At 52.2% G+C, this 17,005-nt stretch carries 11 protein-coding genes; 2 read left to right on the top strand and 9 right to left on the bottom strand.

All coding sequences use genetic code 11. From position 1 onward, the window contains the following. Window positions 1-24 precede the first annotated feature (24 nt). The 6 genes from ACOJTG_RS01375 to ACOJTG_RS01350 all read right to left on the bottom strand — a co-directional run bounded on the left by ACOJTG_RS01375 (window position 25) and on the right by ACOJTG_RS01350 (window position 10,297). Window positions 25-774: a 3-keto-disaccharide hydrolase gene (locus ACOJTG_RS01375; RefSeq protein ID WP_420152162.1), complete on the bottom strand. Its 750-nt coding sequence runs from the start codon at window positions 772-774 to the stop codon at window positions 25-27. A gap of 7 nt (window positions 775-781) precedes the next feature. Next, a complete protein-coding gene (locus tag ACOJTG_RS01370; protein WP_420152161.1) occupies window positions 782-3,487 on the bottom strand; it encodes a heme-binding protein in 2,706 nt (901 codons plus the stop codon). A gap of 83 nt (window positions 3,488-3,570) precedes the next feature. Next, entirely contained in the window at window positions 3,571-5,043 is a 1,473-nt protein-coding gene (locus ACOJTG_RS01365) for a RagB/SusD family nutrient uptake outer membrane protein (protein ID WP_420152160.1), read from the bottom strand. Window positions 5,044-5,063: 20 nt separating this feature from the next. After that, a complete protein-coding gene (locus ACOJTG_RS01360; protein WP_420152159.1) occupies window positions 5,064-8,456 on the bottom strand; it encodes a TonB-dependent receptor in 3,393 nt (1,130 codons plus the stop codon). Between the two features lie 123 nt (window positions 8,457-8,579). Then, window positions 8,580-9,602, bottom strand: a complete 1,023-nt coding sequence (locus tag ACOJTG_RS01355) for a FecR family protein (protein WP_420152158.1) — start codon at window positions 9,600-9,602, stop codon at window positions 8,580-8,582. 83 nt (window positions 9,603-9,685) lie between these two features. Beyond that, window positions 9,686-10,297 carry an RNA polymerase sigma factor gene (locus tag ACOJTG_RS01350; RefSeq protein ID WP_420152157.1) on the bottom strand — a complete coding sequence of 204 codons (612 nt, stop codon included), beginning with the start codon at window positions 10,295-10,297 and terminating at the stop codon, window positions 9,686-9,688. A gap of 267 nt (window positions 10,298-10,564) precedes the next feature. Between ACOJTG_RS01350 and ACOJTG_RS01345 the strand changes: the two genes are divergently transcribed. Next, entirely contained in the window at window positions 10,565-12,043 is a 1,479-nt protein-coding gene (locus ACOJTG_RS01345; protein WP_420152156.1) for a catalase, read from the top strand. A 76-nt stretch (window positions 12,044-12,119) separates the two neighbouring features. Here the strand turns inward: ACOJTG_RS01345 and ACOJTG_RS01340 are convergent, their stop codons facing one another. Both ACOJTG_RS01340 and ACOJTG_RS01335 read right to left on the bottom strand, forming a co-directional pair. Next, window positions 12,120-13,028 (bottom strand): LysR substrate-binding domain-containing protein, encoded by a 909-nt coding sequence (locus tag ACOJTG_RS01340; RefSeq protein ID WP_420152155.1) that lies wholly within the window; start codon window positions 13,026-13,028, stop codon window positions 12,120-12,122. A gap of 165 nt (window positions 13,029-13,193) precedes the next feature. After that, the gene (locus ACOJTG_RS01335; protein ID WP_420152154.1) at window positions 13,194-13,913 is read right to left on the bottom strand and encodes a YggS family pyridoxal phosphate-dependent enzyme; all 720 of its coding nucleotides are present in this window, start codon (window positions 13,911-13,913) and stop codon (window positions 13,194-13,196) included. A gap of 393 nt (window positions 13,914-14,306) precedes the next feature. Between ACOJTG_RS01335 and ACOJTG_RS01330 the strand changes: the two genes are divergently transcribed. After that, window positions 14,307-15,752: a PLP-dependent aminotransferase family protein gene (locus tag ACOJTG_RS01330; protein WP_420152153.1), complete on the top strand. Its 1,446-nt coding sequence runs from the start codon at window positions 14,307-14,309 to the stop codon at window positions 15,750-15,752. A 917-nt stretch (window positions 15,753-16,669) separates the two neighbouring features. Here ACOJTG_RS01330 and ACOJTG_RS01325 read toward each other — a convergent pair. After that, a partial coding sequence (locus tag ACOJTG_RS01325; RefSeq protein WP_420152152.1) for a dihydrodipicolinate synthase family protein occupies window positions 16,670-17,005 on the bottom strand: 336 nt, incomplete at its 5' end.

Genomic DNA, 17,005 nt, shown 5'->3' with positions numbered 1-17,005 from the left:
CCGCTGATCGATTCCTGCCATGGTTTACAAGGTTTTTAGCCGGAGATTCCGGTATTCGACTTTCATGGGCGGACCTACGTGTACCTGCACCCCTAGTAAACCCGCTTTTTTGCCATTGACCGTATCCAGGTCGGTCACGTCACTCATCAGTACCCCATTGATAAAATGTTGCAGACGATTTCCTTTCACGATGAGGTGAAACTCATTCCAATCCTCGCTTTTGATACGGCTTTGCAGAGCTTCCGCTTCCCCCAGCGATTTCTCAACCGTCAGCATTGTCCAGGCATTGTTTTTAATCAGATCGCGGACGTTTCCCTGCGTAAAGGGCTGGATGCGGGTTTGCTGACCCCGGTACGCGAGCGTCGTGCGGCCTCGTTCCTCGTAATTCTGCCCCGTGTATTTGTTTTGGCCATCGATATCCGCCTGATAGCCTTTTAGGGCGTAGGGTACCTCCGCAACGCGTTCACTGCGGTAATTGATGCCCGAATTCCCATCCTTCGTAATCCGAAAGGTACCCTTCAATTCAAAATCCGCCGGTTGCTGTTGCTGCCAGATCAGAAAAGTATTGGTTTTCAGAAGAGTAGTAGGCGTTACCTCGCCCACCAGCGTACCGTTTTCGATCCGCCAGTAGGTGGGATCACCTTCCCAACCTTCCAGCGATGATCCGTTCAACAGGGGTACAAAACCGGATTCGGTGGCCTGGGCCCGGCCTTCGGGGCTACCGATCCAAAGTCCGAAGAGGAGTAGGAGCGTAATTCGTGCGTGTCGTTTCATAGGTCGATTATTCGTTACCACCCGCCGTTTTGGGTTGATATACTTCGTGTTGTGGATTGCCGGAAGACTTTAAAAACGCCATCAGATCTTTGAGTTCCTCCGCATTGAGTCCATTAATCAAGCCCGGAAGCATCATCGACACCGAGGAATACTTGGTAGATGTAACGTTTTTCTTGGGAATCTTCTGAACCTGCTCCGGAGCAAACGGATTCTGCGAGATGATATAACTGGTCTTATCTTCGTTCACCAACCGTCCTACCAGCGACTTGCCATTTTTCAGGGAAAAGATGGTCGAAGCGTACTGATCGGAAACCGTCTTGTCCGGGTCAACGATAGCTTCTAAAATATCTTTGTTGGAAAAGCGGGTACCCAGCTGAGTTAAGTCCGGACCAATGTCACCGCCTTCACCCCGTAGGGTATGGCACCGACTGCACAGAATGGCCGAGTAGATATTTTTACCCCGATCGAAATTGCGACGGTTCAGGCCACTGTCCACCACCGCCAGGGCGTCGTTGGTCTTCCAGTTTCGACCCGGTCCCTGTAAGGTGTAATTGCTGGCCAATTCATTCCCCGACCGACCGATCAGTCCTTCGCCCGAGAGTTTGTTATAGCGATCGAATTGCTCCTTAGGAACCTGTGAAAGGGCTATCTTCCGGGCTTTATCGATGAACCCAATGTAACTGCGACCACCCTGGTACTGAAACGCCTGGGCAAACCATTCGAAGTACTGATTTCGTAACTCCGACGTCCAGCCCGTTTGCTGGCGACTAAGCATCCCGGCATAAAAGGTCTGCTGGGCGGGGGGCATTTTTTCCAGCATTTTGGCGATGTCCAGTCCGTATTGCGGATTACGTAAAATCAGATCGGAAGAACTGGTAGCGGCAATACCGCCCAGGGTCTGACTGCCGGGTTCTTCTTTCTGACGCATCAGGGCCAGCGTTTTGGGGGCTGCCTGCGGGGATTCCAGGGCGATCAGTAGCTTGCTCAAGCCCCGATTGAGTACAGCACTGCGGGCGGGGTACAACGGTTCCAACGTAGCCAGTAAGCGAGTTTTTTCCGAAGCCGTTGGCGTGCCCAGGCGTAGCAGTACCAATTCATGCACCCGAAGCCAGTCTACCTGCTGAGCTTCATTAAGTCGCTCGAATTTGATTTTTGCCAGAGCTTCGAGTACCTGACTTTTCAGCGTGGCCGGGGCCTGTCGGGTCAGGGCCAGCAGGGCCTGAAGCGAACGCTGCGGATCGGATTCCTGCAAGGCTTTTTCCTGCCATTGGGCTACGGGCTGATGCTCCAGAGCCAGACGGGCCGCGTACCGGACAAACCGATCCGGATGGTTAAGGTGGGGCCAGGCTACATCTACGGCCTGCGGCTGAGCCCTTTCGTGAAAGGCCTCCAGCTGGCGGCGAAGCTGCTGTTCAGAAGTTAGCGAAGCGGTTACGGCTTTAGGTTCCTCCACAGCCCCCTGATAGGAGACCCGGTACAGATCAGATTCGAGCCGACGTCCGCCCGTTAGGAAATACAGAGCACCATCCGGCCCAATAAGGCCATCCGTCAGGGGCAGAGCCGGTCCGGAAATAAATTCTTCCAGTTGAGCCTCGTAGCTGGCTCCTTTCGGCTTGAGCTGTACGGCATAGATGATGCCGAAACTCCAGTCGAAAGCAAATAATGCGTTCCGGTATTTTTCGGGGAAACGGGCGGAACCTCCGTGGATGAGGTTCGTAGGCGAGCCTTGTCCAACGTTCACGACGGGCGGTAAATTATCCGGATACGCGGGCAGCCATTTGCCATTGCCCGTTCGCCAGCCAAACTCCGCCCCACTCGTTACGTGGCAGATGCGGGTGGGCCGATACCAAGGCAGTCCGAAATCCCATTCCATATCCGAGTCGTAGGTAAACAGTTCGCCCGCTTCGTTGAAGGCCAGATCGAAGGGGTTCCGAAAACCCGCCGCGACGAGTTCCCAGTTCGAACCCAGCGAATCGATGTGAGCAATCCAGCCCCCCGGTGCCATCCGGTCTACAGCGTGTCCTCTCGGATCTTTAATCGTGGGCAGCAGATTATCTTCCTGCCAATTTTTGGGTAGTCGGTAGCTGTTCATTTCGGGCACGTCGGTATGATTTCCCGCGATGACGTAAATGGACTGCTTGTCCGGAGCCAATACCAAGCTATGCGGACCGTGTTCCCCTTCCCCTTTCAGGGATTTCAGCAACGTAATTTTATCAAACTGATCATCACCATTCGTATCCTGAAGCCGATACAGGCCGCTGCCTTTGTCGAAATTCTTGTCACTCTCGTGGTTCACCATGACATACAGGCTGTTAAAAGCCCAGAGTAAACCCTGAGCGTAGCCCATTCGAACTTTCGTTTTGACCGAATCGGGTACGTTGGCGTCCGGTAATTGAATCGGCAGGGGTTCCACCTTTGGCTTCGCATCCGGGTTTCCCAGCGGCGGGATTTCCAGGCGATAGAGGTAGCCATACTGATCGGCAGTAATGAGTCGGCCTTTTCCATCAAAGGTCATCGCCACCCACGAACCCTGCTTCTGCTCCGAAGGGCTGTAGAGGTGTTCCGCTTTGAATCCGGCGGGTAGTTTGAGTTTTTTGACTTTCGGATGTTCAGGCTCCGGGGCTTGAACGATCCAGGCAGTCGAGCCCAGAATACCCAACAGCAGCAGTCCATACACGAGCGTCTGCCTGGTAAAAAAAGAGGGTAAAGCCATGACGGTTTCGGAAGATTAGGGCAAGGTCTCCCTCCCTTTCCATGGGTCGGAAAGGAGGCCTTGCCGGCGTAACATCAAATGAATTACCAGCCCGGGTTTTGCTCAAAACCATTGAGCCGGATTTCCCGCTGGGGAATCGGATATAGCAGCATGTAATCCTGCACATTGAAGGCAGCCGCACTCAGGCGGGGTAGTCGCTTTTTCTCCTCGACACCGTGAGCATTCATTACCGTCCGTGCCTGTCCGGTTCGCAGGAGGTCAAACCAGCGGTGGTTTTCAAAAGCCACCTCTACCCGTTGTTCGTGGTACACCGCTTCGCGAAAGGCCGTCTGACTCAGGCCCGCCAGCGGAGCCAGCCCCGCCCGTTGACGAACGGGATTCAGGTACTGATAGGCTGCCGCCGTTTGGCCCGTTTCATTCAGAGCCTCCGCCAGCATGAGCATCACATGACTATAGCGATAGACGGGCCAGTTGTCGTCGGTTCGGCCCTGCAACTTGAAGGGTGGATGAAAGAATTTTTTGATGTAAGGCAGCGAATCCTGGCCAAACGCTTCCGAATACTTGACATTACCGGCATCAATGTAGTACCCAATGGAAGCGTCCCGCCGTTTGTCTCCTTTTTCGTAGGCCTGAAAAATATTCCGCGTGGGAATGTTCATACCACCCAGATTGCCCTGAAATGTCGTGAGTGGTACACCAGCATTGTACGGTCCAAAGGAGTAGATAAAATTGCTGCTCTCCCCTTCCATATCGGCGTTGTACTGCACTTCAAAGACCGATTCGGAATGGTTTTTATTCGTCGTCGCAAATACGCTGGCGTAATCACTGACCAGTGTATAGCCCTTGACCTGTTCGAAGGAGGCAATGGCTTTCGCGTAGTCTTTCCGAGTCAGGTACACGTGGCCCAGTAAGGTATGAGCGGCCCCTTTCGTAGCCCGACCGACGTTTTGGCCCGTATACGTTTGCGGCAACTGATTCACGGCGTCCTGCACGTCGCTGATAATTTGCTGGTAAATATTATCAACGCTGGTTTTTTCCGCCGTAAAGGCTTGTTCCGGTCCGGTAATTTCCTTCGTAATCAGAGGAACGGAGCCGAATAAACGCACCAGATAAAAGTAGTGCACCGCCCGCAGGAATTTGGCCTCGCCCACGTACTGGGCTTTAAGGCTTTCGTCCTTGAACGGAACCGCATCAATCCGACTCAGGATGACATTGGATTGCATGACGCCCTTGTACAAAGCAGCCCAGACATTTTGCACGTAATTGTTGGAAGAATTGATCAGGAACTCGTCAATTTCCTCCCGCTGCTGCACCCCGCGATCACTTTCGTTGAACTGGTAGGTGGTGTTATCTGATCGCATTTCGGCCATCGCGTACAGATCACCTGTGTATAAGCCTTGGAGCTGCCCGTAGGCTCCGTTGACGGCTTTTAACACCTGATCTTCCGTGCTATAGTACTTATCACCACTCGTAAAGCTGTGCGGATTGACATCGAGTGCTTGCTGGCAGGCCGTCAGGCTCAACAAAAGGGCCGCGAACAAAAGGTATGTTTTCATCGGTTTAGAGCGTCAGATCGTTAGAAACTAAGATTCGTACCTACGGTGAAAATGCGGGGAACGGGATAGCTGGAGTAGTCTACGCCGGGTACCAGCGTGCCGGATTTACTACCCGAATTACCATAGTTCTGCACTTCGGGGTTGCCCGTATAATTGGTAATTAGGATGGCGTTCTGAGCCGATACGTAAAAGCGGGCACTGCGAATGACTTTCCCGATACCTTTGCTCAGATTATAACCCAGGGTGATATTTTTTACCCAGGCGTAATCATTGTCTTCCACCCACAACGAGCTGACATCCCGGAACATCACCCGACCCCGGCCCGAGCCATTGGTCGTCGGAATACGACCATTGCCGGGCTGTTCGGGCGATCGCCAGCGGTCTTTAATGTCGCGGGTGACGTTAAAGACGCCATCAATGTTGTGCAGGTATTCATAAGCCGTATGCAGCCGTTGCCCACCCACGGAACCGGTGACGAGGACGCGTAGATCAAAGTTTCGGTAATTGAGCGTATTGGTCAGACCCCAAGTAAACTTGGGATAGGGATTGCCAATAACATCGAAATCATCCACTGGCGTAATCACGCCATCGCCATTGACATCTTTTACCCGCATGTTGCCGGGTACGGCACCGGGAAAGGCTGGTCCCGCGTTAATTTCTTCCTGACTCTGGTACAGGCCATCAAACACGTAGCCGTAGAAAAGTCCCAGGGGGCGGCCCAGCATGGTGATGTTGGTCGGATTGCCCTCGCCACTTACGCCGGACAGAATCGGGCGGTCGCTACGACCCAGAGCGAGCACTTTATTGCGGTTGAAGGCAATGTTGAAATTCGTCGTCCAGCCAAAAGAACCCCGCGAAATGTTTCGGGACGTAACAGCCAGCTCGACGCCCTTGTTCTGTACGTTCCCCCGGTTTTCCATTACCGAGCCAAACCCCGAGGACTGTGGAATCTCTACATTCAGTAACAGGTCTTCCGTATTGCGGCGGTAAAAATCCGCCGTGATGTAAAAACGATCACTCAGCAAGCCGAAATCGAAGCCGACGTTCAGCTCATGCATCCGTTCCCAGCCCAGTCGGGGATTTCCCAGCGTTTCCATCTGACGACCGCCCACCAGCGTTCCGCCCAACACGTAGTTATTGGAAATCATCTGGCTCAGGTAGGTGTAATTACCGATTTCGAAATTTCCCGAAACACCGTAGGAAGCCCGCAGTTTCAGATCGCTGATCCAGTTGACCGGTTTCAAAAATTCCTCCTGCGAAATACGCCAGCCCAGAGCTGCCGAAGGGAAAATGCCCCAGCGGTTATCCTGCCCAAAGCGGGAGGAACCGTCTCGTCGGAGGGTAGCCGTCAGCAGGTACTTGTCGCGGTAGGCGTAATTCAAGCGGGCCAGATAGGAAAGTAACGACCAGTCTTCCTGACCCGTACTGCCCGTAATACGAGCGGCGGCGTTAAAGGTTTTTACATCATCATCGGGAAAATTTTCACCGGTAAACGAGGCTCCTTTATTGGTTTGCTGCTGTATGGTGAAACCCAGCAGGGCCGTCAGGGAGTGGACTTCGTTGAAAGTAGTCTGATACGTCAGCGTATTTTCGTTGAGCCAGTTCTGGTACGAATTCCGGTTATAGCGGGCCGTGGGAATGGTGGGCGGATTCTGATTGAGGTACCCAATCGTGGAGGGGTGGAAGTATTCGGCCCGTCCGTCCTGCCAATCCGTATTGAACGTCGTTTTGAACTTCAGATTTTTCACGGGTTCGTATTCGGCGTAGGCGTTGATGAGCACCCGCGTACTATTTGAGTAATCATCCACTTCGTTAAGAACCATCACCGGGTTCGGGTAGTTGAAGGTTCCATCGCTCTGAATCATGGGATTATAGGAACCATCCGAAAGGTACACGGGTGGCAAAGGACTGGCCACTAAGCCTTCACCGAAACCCTGTTCCCCCCGTCCCGCACCGCCGAAAATACCGCGTTGCCGACGGGTAAAGGTGGGAGCCAGATTCACCCCGACCCGCAGTTTGTCGCTCAGCCGACCATCAATGTTGGCTCGCAGGGAAAACCGCTGAAAGCTCGTCCCCGTCACGACACCGTCCTGCTGAAAAAAGCCAGCCGATACGTAAGTATTCAGATTTTCATTGCCGCCGCTCAAACTCAGGTTCACGTCCGTCATCGGTGCTACGCGAGTCATGGCCTCAAACCAGTTGGTACCCTTGCCTAACCGCTCCGGATTGCGGTACTGCTCCGGAATATCTGCATCGGTAGCTTCCCGGTTTTGCTCCGCCCGAATCCGATCCGAAATGGCTTCCTTGCGAAACTGAGCGAATTCCTGAGCGTTCATCAAATCCGGCTTTCCTTTATTGGGAATTTGTTGTAAGCCCGTGTATACGCCCACTTGTACGTTGGTTTTTCCGGTCTTTCCCCGTTTGGTCGTAATCAAAATGACGCCATTGGCTCCCCGGGAACCGTAGATGGCCGTAGCCGAGGCATCTTTCAGCACGGTGATGGACTCAATATCCTGCGGGGGAATGTCATTGATGGGATTGGACGTTTGATTGGAGGTCGTGGAAAGAGGAAACCCATCGACCACGTACAAGGGCTGACTGCCCCCTCCAACGGCTCCGATCCCGCGTACCTGAATCTGTGGTCCACCCCCCGGCACCCCGTTGGAAGAGCTGATCTGTACCCCGGCGATTTGTCCGGACAGGGATTGATCCAGGCCTGCGACGGGCATTTCCTTGACGTTTTTCATGGAAATAGACGCCACGGAACCCGTTACATCCTGAGCCCGCTGGGTACCGTAGCCCACGACTACCACTTCATTGAGAGCACTGGCATCGGCTTTGAGAACGACATTCAGACTGGTACGACTACCCACCGTAATTTCCTGCGGGGTAAAGCCGACGAAGGAAAAGACCAATACGGCGTTTTCATCCGGGACTCGGAGGCGATACTGCCCCTTCACGTCCGTAGCGACACCCCGCTGGGTGCCTTTGACCAGAATGTTTACGCCGGGCAGGGGTTCGCCTTTTTCATCCGTTACCGTTCCGGAAACCTCCGTATCAACGGCCGTACGGGGAGCCGAAGGCGACTGCCGGATCAGAATAATTTGTTGGGCTTCCACCTTATACTCTACTTGTAGCGGGCGAAGCAATTGGTCAAGTACTCTGGACAAAGGCAGGTTTTGCGCCTGTACGGAAACTTTTGGGGTGGAGCCGAACAAAGAGGATTGGTAGGTAAACCGCACTTCGGCCAGTTTGCTCAGCTGTTGCAGTACTACTTTCACATCCTGATTTACGAGATTGAGTGAAATCCTGCGTTGCAGCACTTCCTGATCGGCCGAGTCATTCGCGTACGCTCCGCAATAGCTGGCGAATACCCACAAGACAATACAGGTAGAAGTAAGCCATTTTTTCATAATAGGTACTGTTTTACGGTTTAGAGTAGACACAATACTTCCCTGCATCCCGGCAAGGGATGTACTGGAGACGAAAAATGAACTGAAGCTGGGGTCGAGGTCTATCGTGGATTTTAGCCCGCACTACGGTGTACAGCCGTCGCTCTGGATAAATACCTGTCCCCCTTTCACCTGGTAAGTGGCCCCGATGGCCTGACAAATGGCACTTAAACGTTCCTGAAGATTTTCTTCTTTAAAAGTGGTATTGATGGAACAGTTGCGAAGCTGTTCGGCATTGTAATTGATTTTGACACCAAACTGACGTTGCAGTTCTGCCAGTACCCGGGGCACCGGAGCGTTGTCAAACGTCTGTTCCCGGAACACGGCTCGTTTTTTAACCAGCGTGATTTTGTCCAGACGGTCCAGCCGTTTGTCGTACGTAAGCTGTTCCTGCGGATTCAGAATCGTCGGAACAGCGGTACTCGTTCGTACCCGTACCCCGACCCGACCACTGCGTACCTGAACCACCGTTTTCTGGGTTTGGGGTCGGGCGTAAATCCAGAAACTCGTACCTAACACTTTTGTACTCAATTCAGACGTGTACACGACGAACGGATGATTGGGGTTCTTAGTAATGTCAAAGAAAGCATCGCCGTAGAGTTGTACCGCCCGTTTGTCCTTCGGAAACTGTACCGGATACCACAAACGGCTATTCTTTTCCAGCGTTACCACACTGCCGTCCGGTAACAGTACCGTGACGGGTTCTTTTCCTGGATTGGTTTTCAAGGCCCAATGCAGGGAAGCGGGTTCGGGCGTCGCGGGTTTTTCCGGCCAGCTCCACCATCCCAGTCCCGCCAGAATTAGCAGTACCGCCGCCCACCGGACCCAGGTAAACGCTCGCAATCGACGCACGGGTTGTACCGCCACGCGTTCCCTCAGCTTTTCCAGTTCCAGCTGTACCTCCGCCTGCGGAACGGGTTCGGCGTAATGGGCGTAAATCTCCTCCAGAAACAGGCGGGCCTGACGAATCACGTACTCCTGTTCCGGATGCATCATAAGGTACTCTTGCCAGAACAAAGCCTGTGACCCGGCCGGATCACGTACCCAGTGACGAAAGGATTCGTCCTGAATAAAATCACGGGCTTCAAAATTCTGGTATTTTTTCATGAAAAAATAAAACAGTGCACGTTTCAATAGTAGAGTGTGCGGTAGCCGCAGAACCTAACCAAAAACGATGAAAATTTTTTGAATTAATTTTCGGGGAAAGGAAAACTCAACGCATTCGCCACCCAAAGAACACCTCCCACGACCCAAGCATTGCGGAGTTCCTTGAGCGAACGGGAAAGCAGATTATAAACGCTCTGGTGGTTGAGTTGCATGATCTCCGCAATCTGATCGTGCGAGAGACCTTCGTAATAGTGTAGAAAAATAATTTCCCGTTGCCGGGGAGATAGCGATTCGAGAGCTTTGGTCAAACGCAGGTGGTATTCTTCCTGGGTTTCCTGATGGATGAGCAGCGATTCTACCCCCAGCTCCTCACTGCCGAGTGACTCCGGATACGCTTCGTGCGAATACCCCGATTGCTGCCGGTATGATCGGTAGATTTTGTTTCGCAGGATGGCAAACAGGTAGGCTTTAATATCCTCGGGTTGGGGCAGCGACTCGCGTCGGGTCCAGAGTTCCAGGAAAAGCTCCTGTAGTAAATCTTTGACGAGTTCCCGATCACGTTCCAGCTTTAACCCGTAATTCAGCAGAGCCGCATAATACCACTCCGCTACCTGATTTAAGGCAGCCGAATCCCCCTGGCAAAGCTGTAGCCATACGCGTTGGGCCTCTAAGGAGTGGGGATGCTGGGAAATCAAGGCTTAAACAGGGTTACGATTTCGCGGCAAGTTACTATAATTAACAAAAAAACACCATAAAGTGCAATTTATATCCGGTACTAAATTTTCCTGATTTTCTGCAAAAGACATTCTCTTCTCCTTCAGCTCTCACCCGTTCAAAGGGGTGTTAAGCGTTTCTTCCCCACATTGACAAAATCAATTTTTCAATTAAAACTATCAATTTTTCTTAACCATCGGGCGTGGTCACTTTTGTTCAGCAAACCAGTTTAACCCCTTGTTTTACTAATGGAAAACCAGAACAAATTAACCACGGCTACGGGGACGCCCGTTCCGGATAATCAAAATGTACTGACGGCGGGGCCGCGAGGGCCACTCTTGTTACAGGACTTTTGGTTTCTGGAAAAGATGGCTCATTTCGACCGCGAAGTTATTCCCGAGCGTCGCATGCACGCCAAGGGCTCGGGAGCGTACGGCACGTTTACCGTTACGCACGACATTACGGCCTATACCAAAGCTGATCTCTTTTCCGAAATTGGGAAGAAAACCGAGCTGTTTATCCGCTTTTCGACCGTGGCTGGCGAACGGGGAGCCGCCGATGCCGAACGCGACATTCGGGGTTTTGCCCTGAAATTCTATACCCAGCAGGGAAACTGGGATCTGGTCGGAAACAATACGCCCGTCTTCTTTTTCCGCGACCCGATGAAGTTTGCCGACCTGAATCACGTGGTTAAGCGTGATCCACGAACGAATATGCACAACGCCGACAGTAACTGGGATTTCTGGACGCTGCTGCCCGAGGCTCTGCATCAGGTAACGATTGTGATGAGTGATCGGGGCATTCCCCGCACGTACCGGCACATGCACGGCTTCGGCAGTCACACCTACAGCTTCATCAACCACCAGAACGAGCGTTTCTGGGTGAAGTTTCATTTCAGAAGTCAGCAGGGCATTGAAAACCTGACGAATGAACAGGCCGCCGGGCTCATTGGTCAGGATCGGGAATCGCACCAACGCGACCTTTACGATAACATCGAGCAGAGGAACTATCCCAAATGGCAGTTCCTGGTACAGATCATGCCGGAAGCCGAGGCCCACACGTACGCCATTCATCCCTTCGATCTCACCAAAGTCTGGCCGCATGCCGATTATCCGCTGATTCCCGTCGGCGAATTTGAATTGAATCGGAATCCCGCTAATTACTTCGCGGAAGTAGAACAGGCTGCCTTTAATCCGGCCAACATTGTCCCCGGCATTGGCTATTCGCCCGATAAGATGTTGCAGGGGCGGTTGTTCTCGTACGGCGATGCTCAACGGTACCGTCTGGGCGTGAATCATGCCCATATTCCGGTCAATGCCCCAAAGTGTCCGTTCCACGCTTTCCACCGCGACGGGGCCATGCGTACCGACGGCAACTACGGGTCAACGATCGCGTATCAACCCAACAGCTTTGGTCAGTGGCAGGAACAGCCTGCATTCAAGGAACCACCCCTGAAACTGGACGGCGACGCGTATGCGTACGAGTTTCGGGAAGACGATACAGATTACTTCTCCCAGCCCGGCAATCTGTTTAGAAAGATGACTGAAGCCCAGAAACAGGTACTCTTCAGCAATACGGCAGCCGCCGTGGGTAAAGCCCAGCGATTCATTCAGGTACGCCACATCCGCAATTGTTACCAGGCCGACCCGGCTTACGGTACGGGCGTGGCTCAGGCCCTGGGGCTGACGATGGGGGAGGTCAACCAATTTACCCATCCTCAGTTATAAACGAAAAGCCAGCCGGTACCATTGATGGTACGGCTGGCTTTTTAGACCCAAAACGATTCAATCTTCTGGCTACTGATCACGCATGGTCCTGGACAGCCGTCTCGTATACCTCTTTTATTTCCTGTTTCAGTGACTCAATCATTCGTCGCTTGACAAACGTTTTGGGCGTGATGATGCCGATCGAGCGGGTTGGTTCCGGGGCTTTAAAGGGTCGGATTTTCCGTTGTTGTTCTTTATTCAACTGGGTCAGAGCCAGCTCGGGAAGAATGGTAGCTCCGCCGTTTTCATCCACCAGTCGCCGTAAGGTTTCCAGACTGCCCGTATGAAATGCATAGGTGGGCTCCTCGGGATGTTCCCTCTTTTTCTGGCACATCAGCAGTACTTCATCCCGCAGGCAGTGGCCTTCGTTGAGTACCCAGATTTCAGCCGGATCAATATCTTCCGGCTTCAATGTTTTCTTCTGAGCCAATGGACTGGTAGTATCCACATACGCCACTAGTTTTTCCGTAAATAGCGGATGTTCCAGCAACTGACTTTCGTTAAGCGGCGTGGAGACAATCCCGCAGTCAATCACGCCCTGTTTGATTTTATGAATAATCTGGGCCGTGGTTTCTTCCCAAATCACGAGTTTAACTCCCGGATGTTTATTGCGAAACCGGCTCATCAGGCCAGGGATCAGGTACGGAGCCAGCGTCGTGATGACACCGATGTGCAACTCGCCCGCTAAGGCCCGTTGTTCCTGCTGAGCCACTTCCCGAATCCGATAGTAATCGTCCAGCAGCAAACGTGCTTTTTCGATGATTTCCGTACCTATTTTGGTTGGCACCACGGGATTTCTTTCAAAAAGCTTTACGCCCAGTACGTCTTCCAGCTTTTGAAGCTGAAGACTGAGCGTCGGCTGCGTTACAAAACAATGGGTAGCGGCTTTATTGAAACTCCGGTAGGTATCCACGGCCACCAGGTATTCGAGCTGAACGATTGTCATGGGAGTAAACGACTTGAGTATGAATGGGTATTTCGCCGAAAAATGAAAGGAACGGTAGCAACGGATGGGTCGTAACCGGACTACACCGGGGAAATGACAGATTGGGGAGGTTTCAAAAGCAAGCGGTCCGTTACTACCGTTCATTGAACGGATGCCATGACCCTCTCACTCCTTCCAGATTTCCTTACCTAGAAAGCGATTCCCAAATACGGCCGTACCGATGCGTACCAGGTTAGAGCCTTCGGCAATGGCTAATTCTAGATCCTGGCTCATACCCATGGACAGTTCCAGGGACGAGATGCCATTCAACCCTTCCGCCAGGAGTTGATCTCTGGTCTGGCGAAGTAAGGCCAGGGAAGGACGCATCTTTTCCTTTTCAACATCCAGCAGTCCAATGGTCATTAAACCTTTGATTCGAAGCGTATCGAGGGGTCGAATCGCTTTGATAAAGTTCAGAACCTCCGCGGGGTTTAGCCCGTATTTGCTGGTTTCGTAGGAAGTATTGACCTGAATGTACACCTCCAGCGATTTACCCAGTTTTTGCAGCTGCTGGTCGAGTTGCTGAGCGACGGCCAGCCGATCCAATGACTGGATGCAGGAGACGTACTTAAGCACCTCTTTGATTTTGTTGGTTTGTAAGTGACCGATGAAATGCCGCTCGATGGGAAGATGCTCTAGCTCTGCCTGTTTGTCGCGTAATTCCTGGACTTTGTTTTCACCGATAAGCGTTTCACCCGCTTCAATAGCTAATCGAATTTGATCGGCGGGTACTGTTTTGGTGGCTAATAAAAGGCGAACTTCAGCTACGGACCGGCCCGACTCCTGACAGGCTTTCTGGATTCGCTGATGGACCCTTTGCAGATTTATGGAAACGGGCGTATGCATACGTGGATTGAAAATTAGGTTCTGCTTTTTTTGAGAGTGTGAAAGCCGGGGGAAACTTCGCCTCCCTATTCGGATTCTAATTCTGTTTTTCTCATACCCTCTTGTCCCTAGTGTAAGGCTAGCTGGTATTCAAGAAGCAAGTAGTACTCCACAGCATCGAAAAGAGGATACGGAGCCGCCACTCCATCATTGACACGCTGCGGGTCTACTTGCTGGTATCGATCAGGTTTTCCTAAGAGACATGAACACATGACCTGGGAAGCTACTTTTCAGCACGCTTCATTCCGCTCTGCTTTTTGACAATGCTTGAGAATGAATTAGTACTGGATGGATTCGAAAGCAAAGGTTGCCTATATTTGGCCTAGCTATATCATCCAGTTTTAATAAATACAGATGGGCCAGTTAAGACCGTGGACACTTGGTTTATCCCTTAATTGGGAAGATTCAAAAGCCATTTACCTACAAATTGCGGATTACCTGAGACAGGAAATTCAGAAAGGCCGACTACTCCCCAATACGGCTTTGCCGGGCAGTCGTAGTCTGGCGGAGCAACTTCAGGTCAATCGTAAAACCGTTGTGGAAGCCTACGAACAGCTGTTAGCCGAGGGATGGCTGGAAAGTCGGCATAAAAGCGGTACGTTCGTTTCTTCGCAACTTCCACAAAAACGGGCGGATCAGGGTCGGGTTGCCCGGAAGGCTGCGGCTAACCGTTCTTCGGGACCGGCGAACACCGTCTCCCCCAAAGTTCCCGTAATCGCCGTATCCGACGGCATTCCGGATGTTCGACTGGCTCCGCTGGATGAGTTATCGAGGGCTTATCGGCGTATTTTCAACCAAAAAGCCCGCTGGCGATTGATGGGGTACAGCAGTGAGCTGGGCAATGAACTGCTCCGGGAAAACATCGCTCACATGCTTTCGCAGTACCGGGGCATTCCCGTGCAAGCGGACGAAATCCTTATTACCCGGGGAAGCCAGATGGCCCTGTACCTAACCGCCTTGTCTCTGATTCAACCGGGCGATGTGGTACTGATTGAAAACCCCGGTTACGCCCCGGCTTGGCAGGTTTTGCGGCAGGCGGGAGCACAACTAATCCCAATTCCGGTGGACGACGAAGGGATTCAGATTGAAGCCGTAGAAAGCGTCTGTCGGCGTACTTCCGTCAAAGCCCTGCTGACGACGCCCCAGCACCAGTTTCCCACCACGGTTACCCTCAAAGCGGATCGGCGAATGGCCTTACTGGAGTTGTCGCATCAGTACGGTTTCACGATCATCGAGGATGATTACGACCATGAATTCCATTACGGGACCAAGGTTCCTTTGCCGCTGGCGAGTTATGCCCATGGCGGACCTATCATTTACATCAGTTCGCTGAGTAAACTCATTGCTCCGGCGGTTCGCATTGGTTTTGTGACGGGGCCACCGGCTTTTATTCAGGCCGCCGCCGCCCTTCGATCCATTATCGATCGACAGGGAGACAATGTACTGGAACAGGCCGTGGCAGAGTTGATGCAAGCGGGAGAAATTCAGAAACACGCCCGCCGGGCTCTGAATGTGTACCGCCAAAGGCACGCTCAAACCCACCAGTTTTTGCAGCAGTATCTGGCCGATGTCCTTACTTATCGGGTACCCGAAGGGGGACTCGCCTACTGGATTCGTTTCAATGAGAACCGAAATATTCCTGAACTGACCAAACAGCTACAACAGCAGGGCGTCAGCGTCATTAATACCGATGCGTTTTCGTACGAGGGTACGGGACTGAATGCCCTCCGCATTGGTTTTGCTTCGCTGACCAGTCCGGAAATGGAACAGGTACTACAGGTGTTACAAAAAACGCTTTAAGCGACTGGGATTGAGCCGGGCTGGTATACGTCTCGTTACAAACGGAACCGATTGTCCGACGGCTTTCTGCGAAAAAGCTTCAGCAGAAAGGCTTTCCGCGGATCATATCCAGCAAGTACAGTTACCAGGATATAAAATCCAATAGCATCCATTTTGTAAAGATCATGAGGGGAACCAGAAAGGAAGCCCCGGAAAGTCGTACAATTGGTTCCAGATCGCCCGTAATGTTGGGTATACTTTCATGGCTTTACGGGAAGATGATGGTTTGTTTTATAGAGTATGATGTCGATTGTACTAGGGCTGTATTTTGTCCTGCTACGAAGGCTGGTCAGCAGCCTTTGCCCATTTCTTGGAAGAACATCTGCTTAGTTTTACTCTTACAGGGTTTCGTTATTCACCTATACTGGATTCGTCCAGCAGGCAGGGCTGTTCGGTAGCCAATCAGCCACTCCACGCCTAACCATTCCATGGCGGCGACCGCCTGCTTAGGGCCACCGCATTGCGGCTATCGTAGGTTGTTCCGCGGCTGACAGGCGGGAGAGGTTTTCTTCTTCTGAAAGTTGATCAATATTTGCCTAATTGTCAGAAGTTGATGGTTGTTGAATTTCAATCAAAACTCTTCATGGACGGCATAAACCCAATCCCCGTCCTATCGCATTCCATGCCGGGCTCAAGCCGCCTTCCATTCCATGGCGGCTTCATCCGCAATGCGGTGGCCTTGAGCAGGATGAAAAGAGCGGTGGGCGTGCCGGCATGGGATGCCCCGCATGGAATGCATATGGACTAAATGATCAGCCGTCTTAGCAGGACGGCAAACTGATCTATTCGTGTATACATCGAACCTCATACACTATAAAACAAACCACCTATTATTCTATTTAAAACACAGCGTCAGGGTTAGCCCTGACGCTGTGTTCTTAAAAACATGCCGCCAGAATAGCATTAAGTTGGGCTTTTTCCTCGCTGGTCAGTTTAGCCAGGGGAGCCCGTAGTTCGCCACCGCTTACGCCCTGCAGTTCCAGCCCGGCTTGAATGGCCCGCGGCAGTCCCTTTTGTACGATAAACTGAAGCAAATCAAATTGTTGGTAGAAAGCCTGCTGAGCCTGTGTCCATTGCCCTTGCTGGAAGGAGTCGAAAAGTTGAAGGTTCAGCTTTGGTATGAGGTTAGGAGCCGCCGTACACCAGCCCCGGGCACCTGCCGCCAGGGCTGACAAAGCCAGCGGATTAGAGCCGTTGAAAAAAGCGACCTCTTC

Source organism: Siphonobacter sp. (genome assembly GCF_048595215.1).
In the GTDB taxonomy this organism is placed as follows: Bacteria; Bacteroidota; Bacteroidia; order Cytophagales; family Spirosomataceae; genus Siphonobacter.
This window is presented reverse-complemented; position numbering and strand designations above follow the sequence as displayed.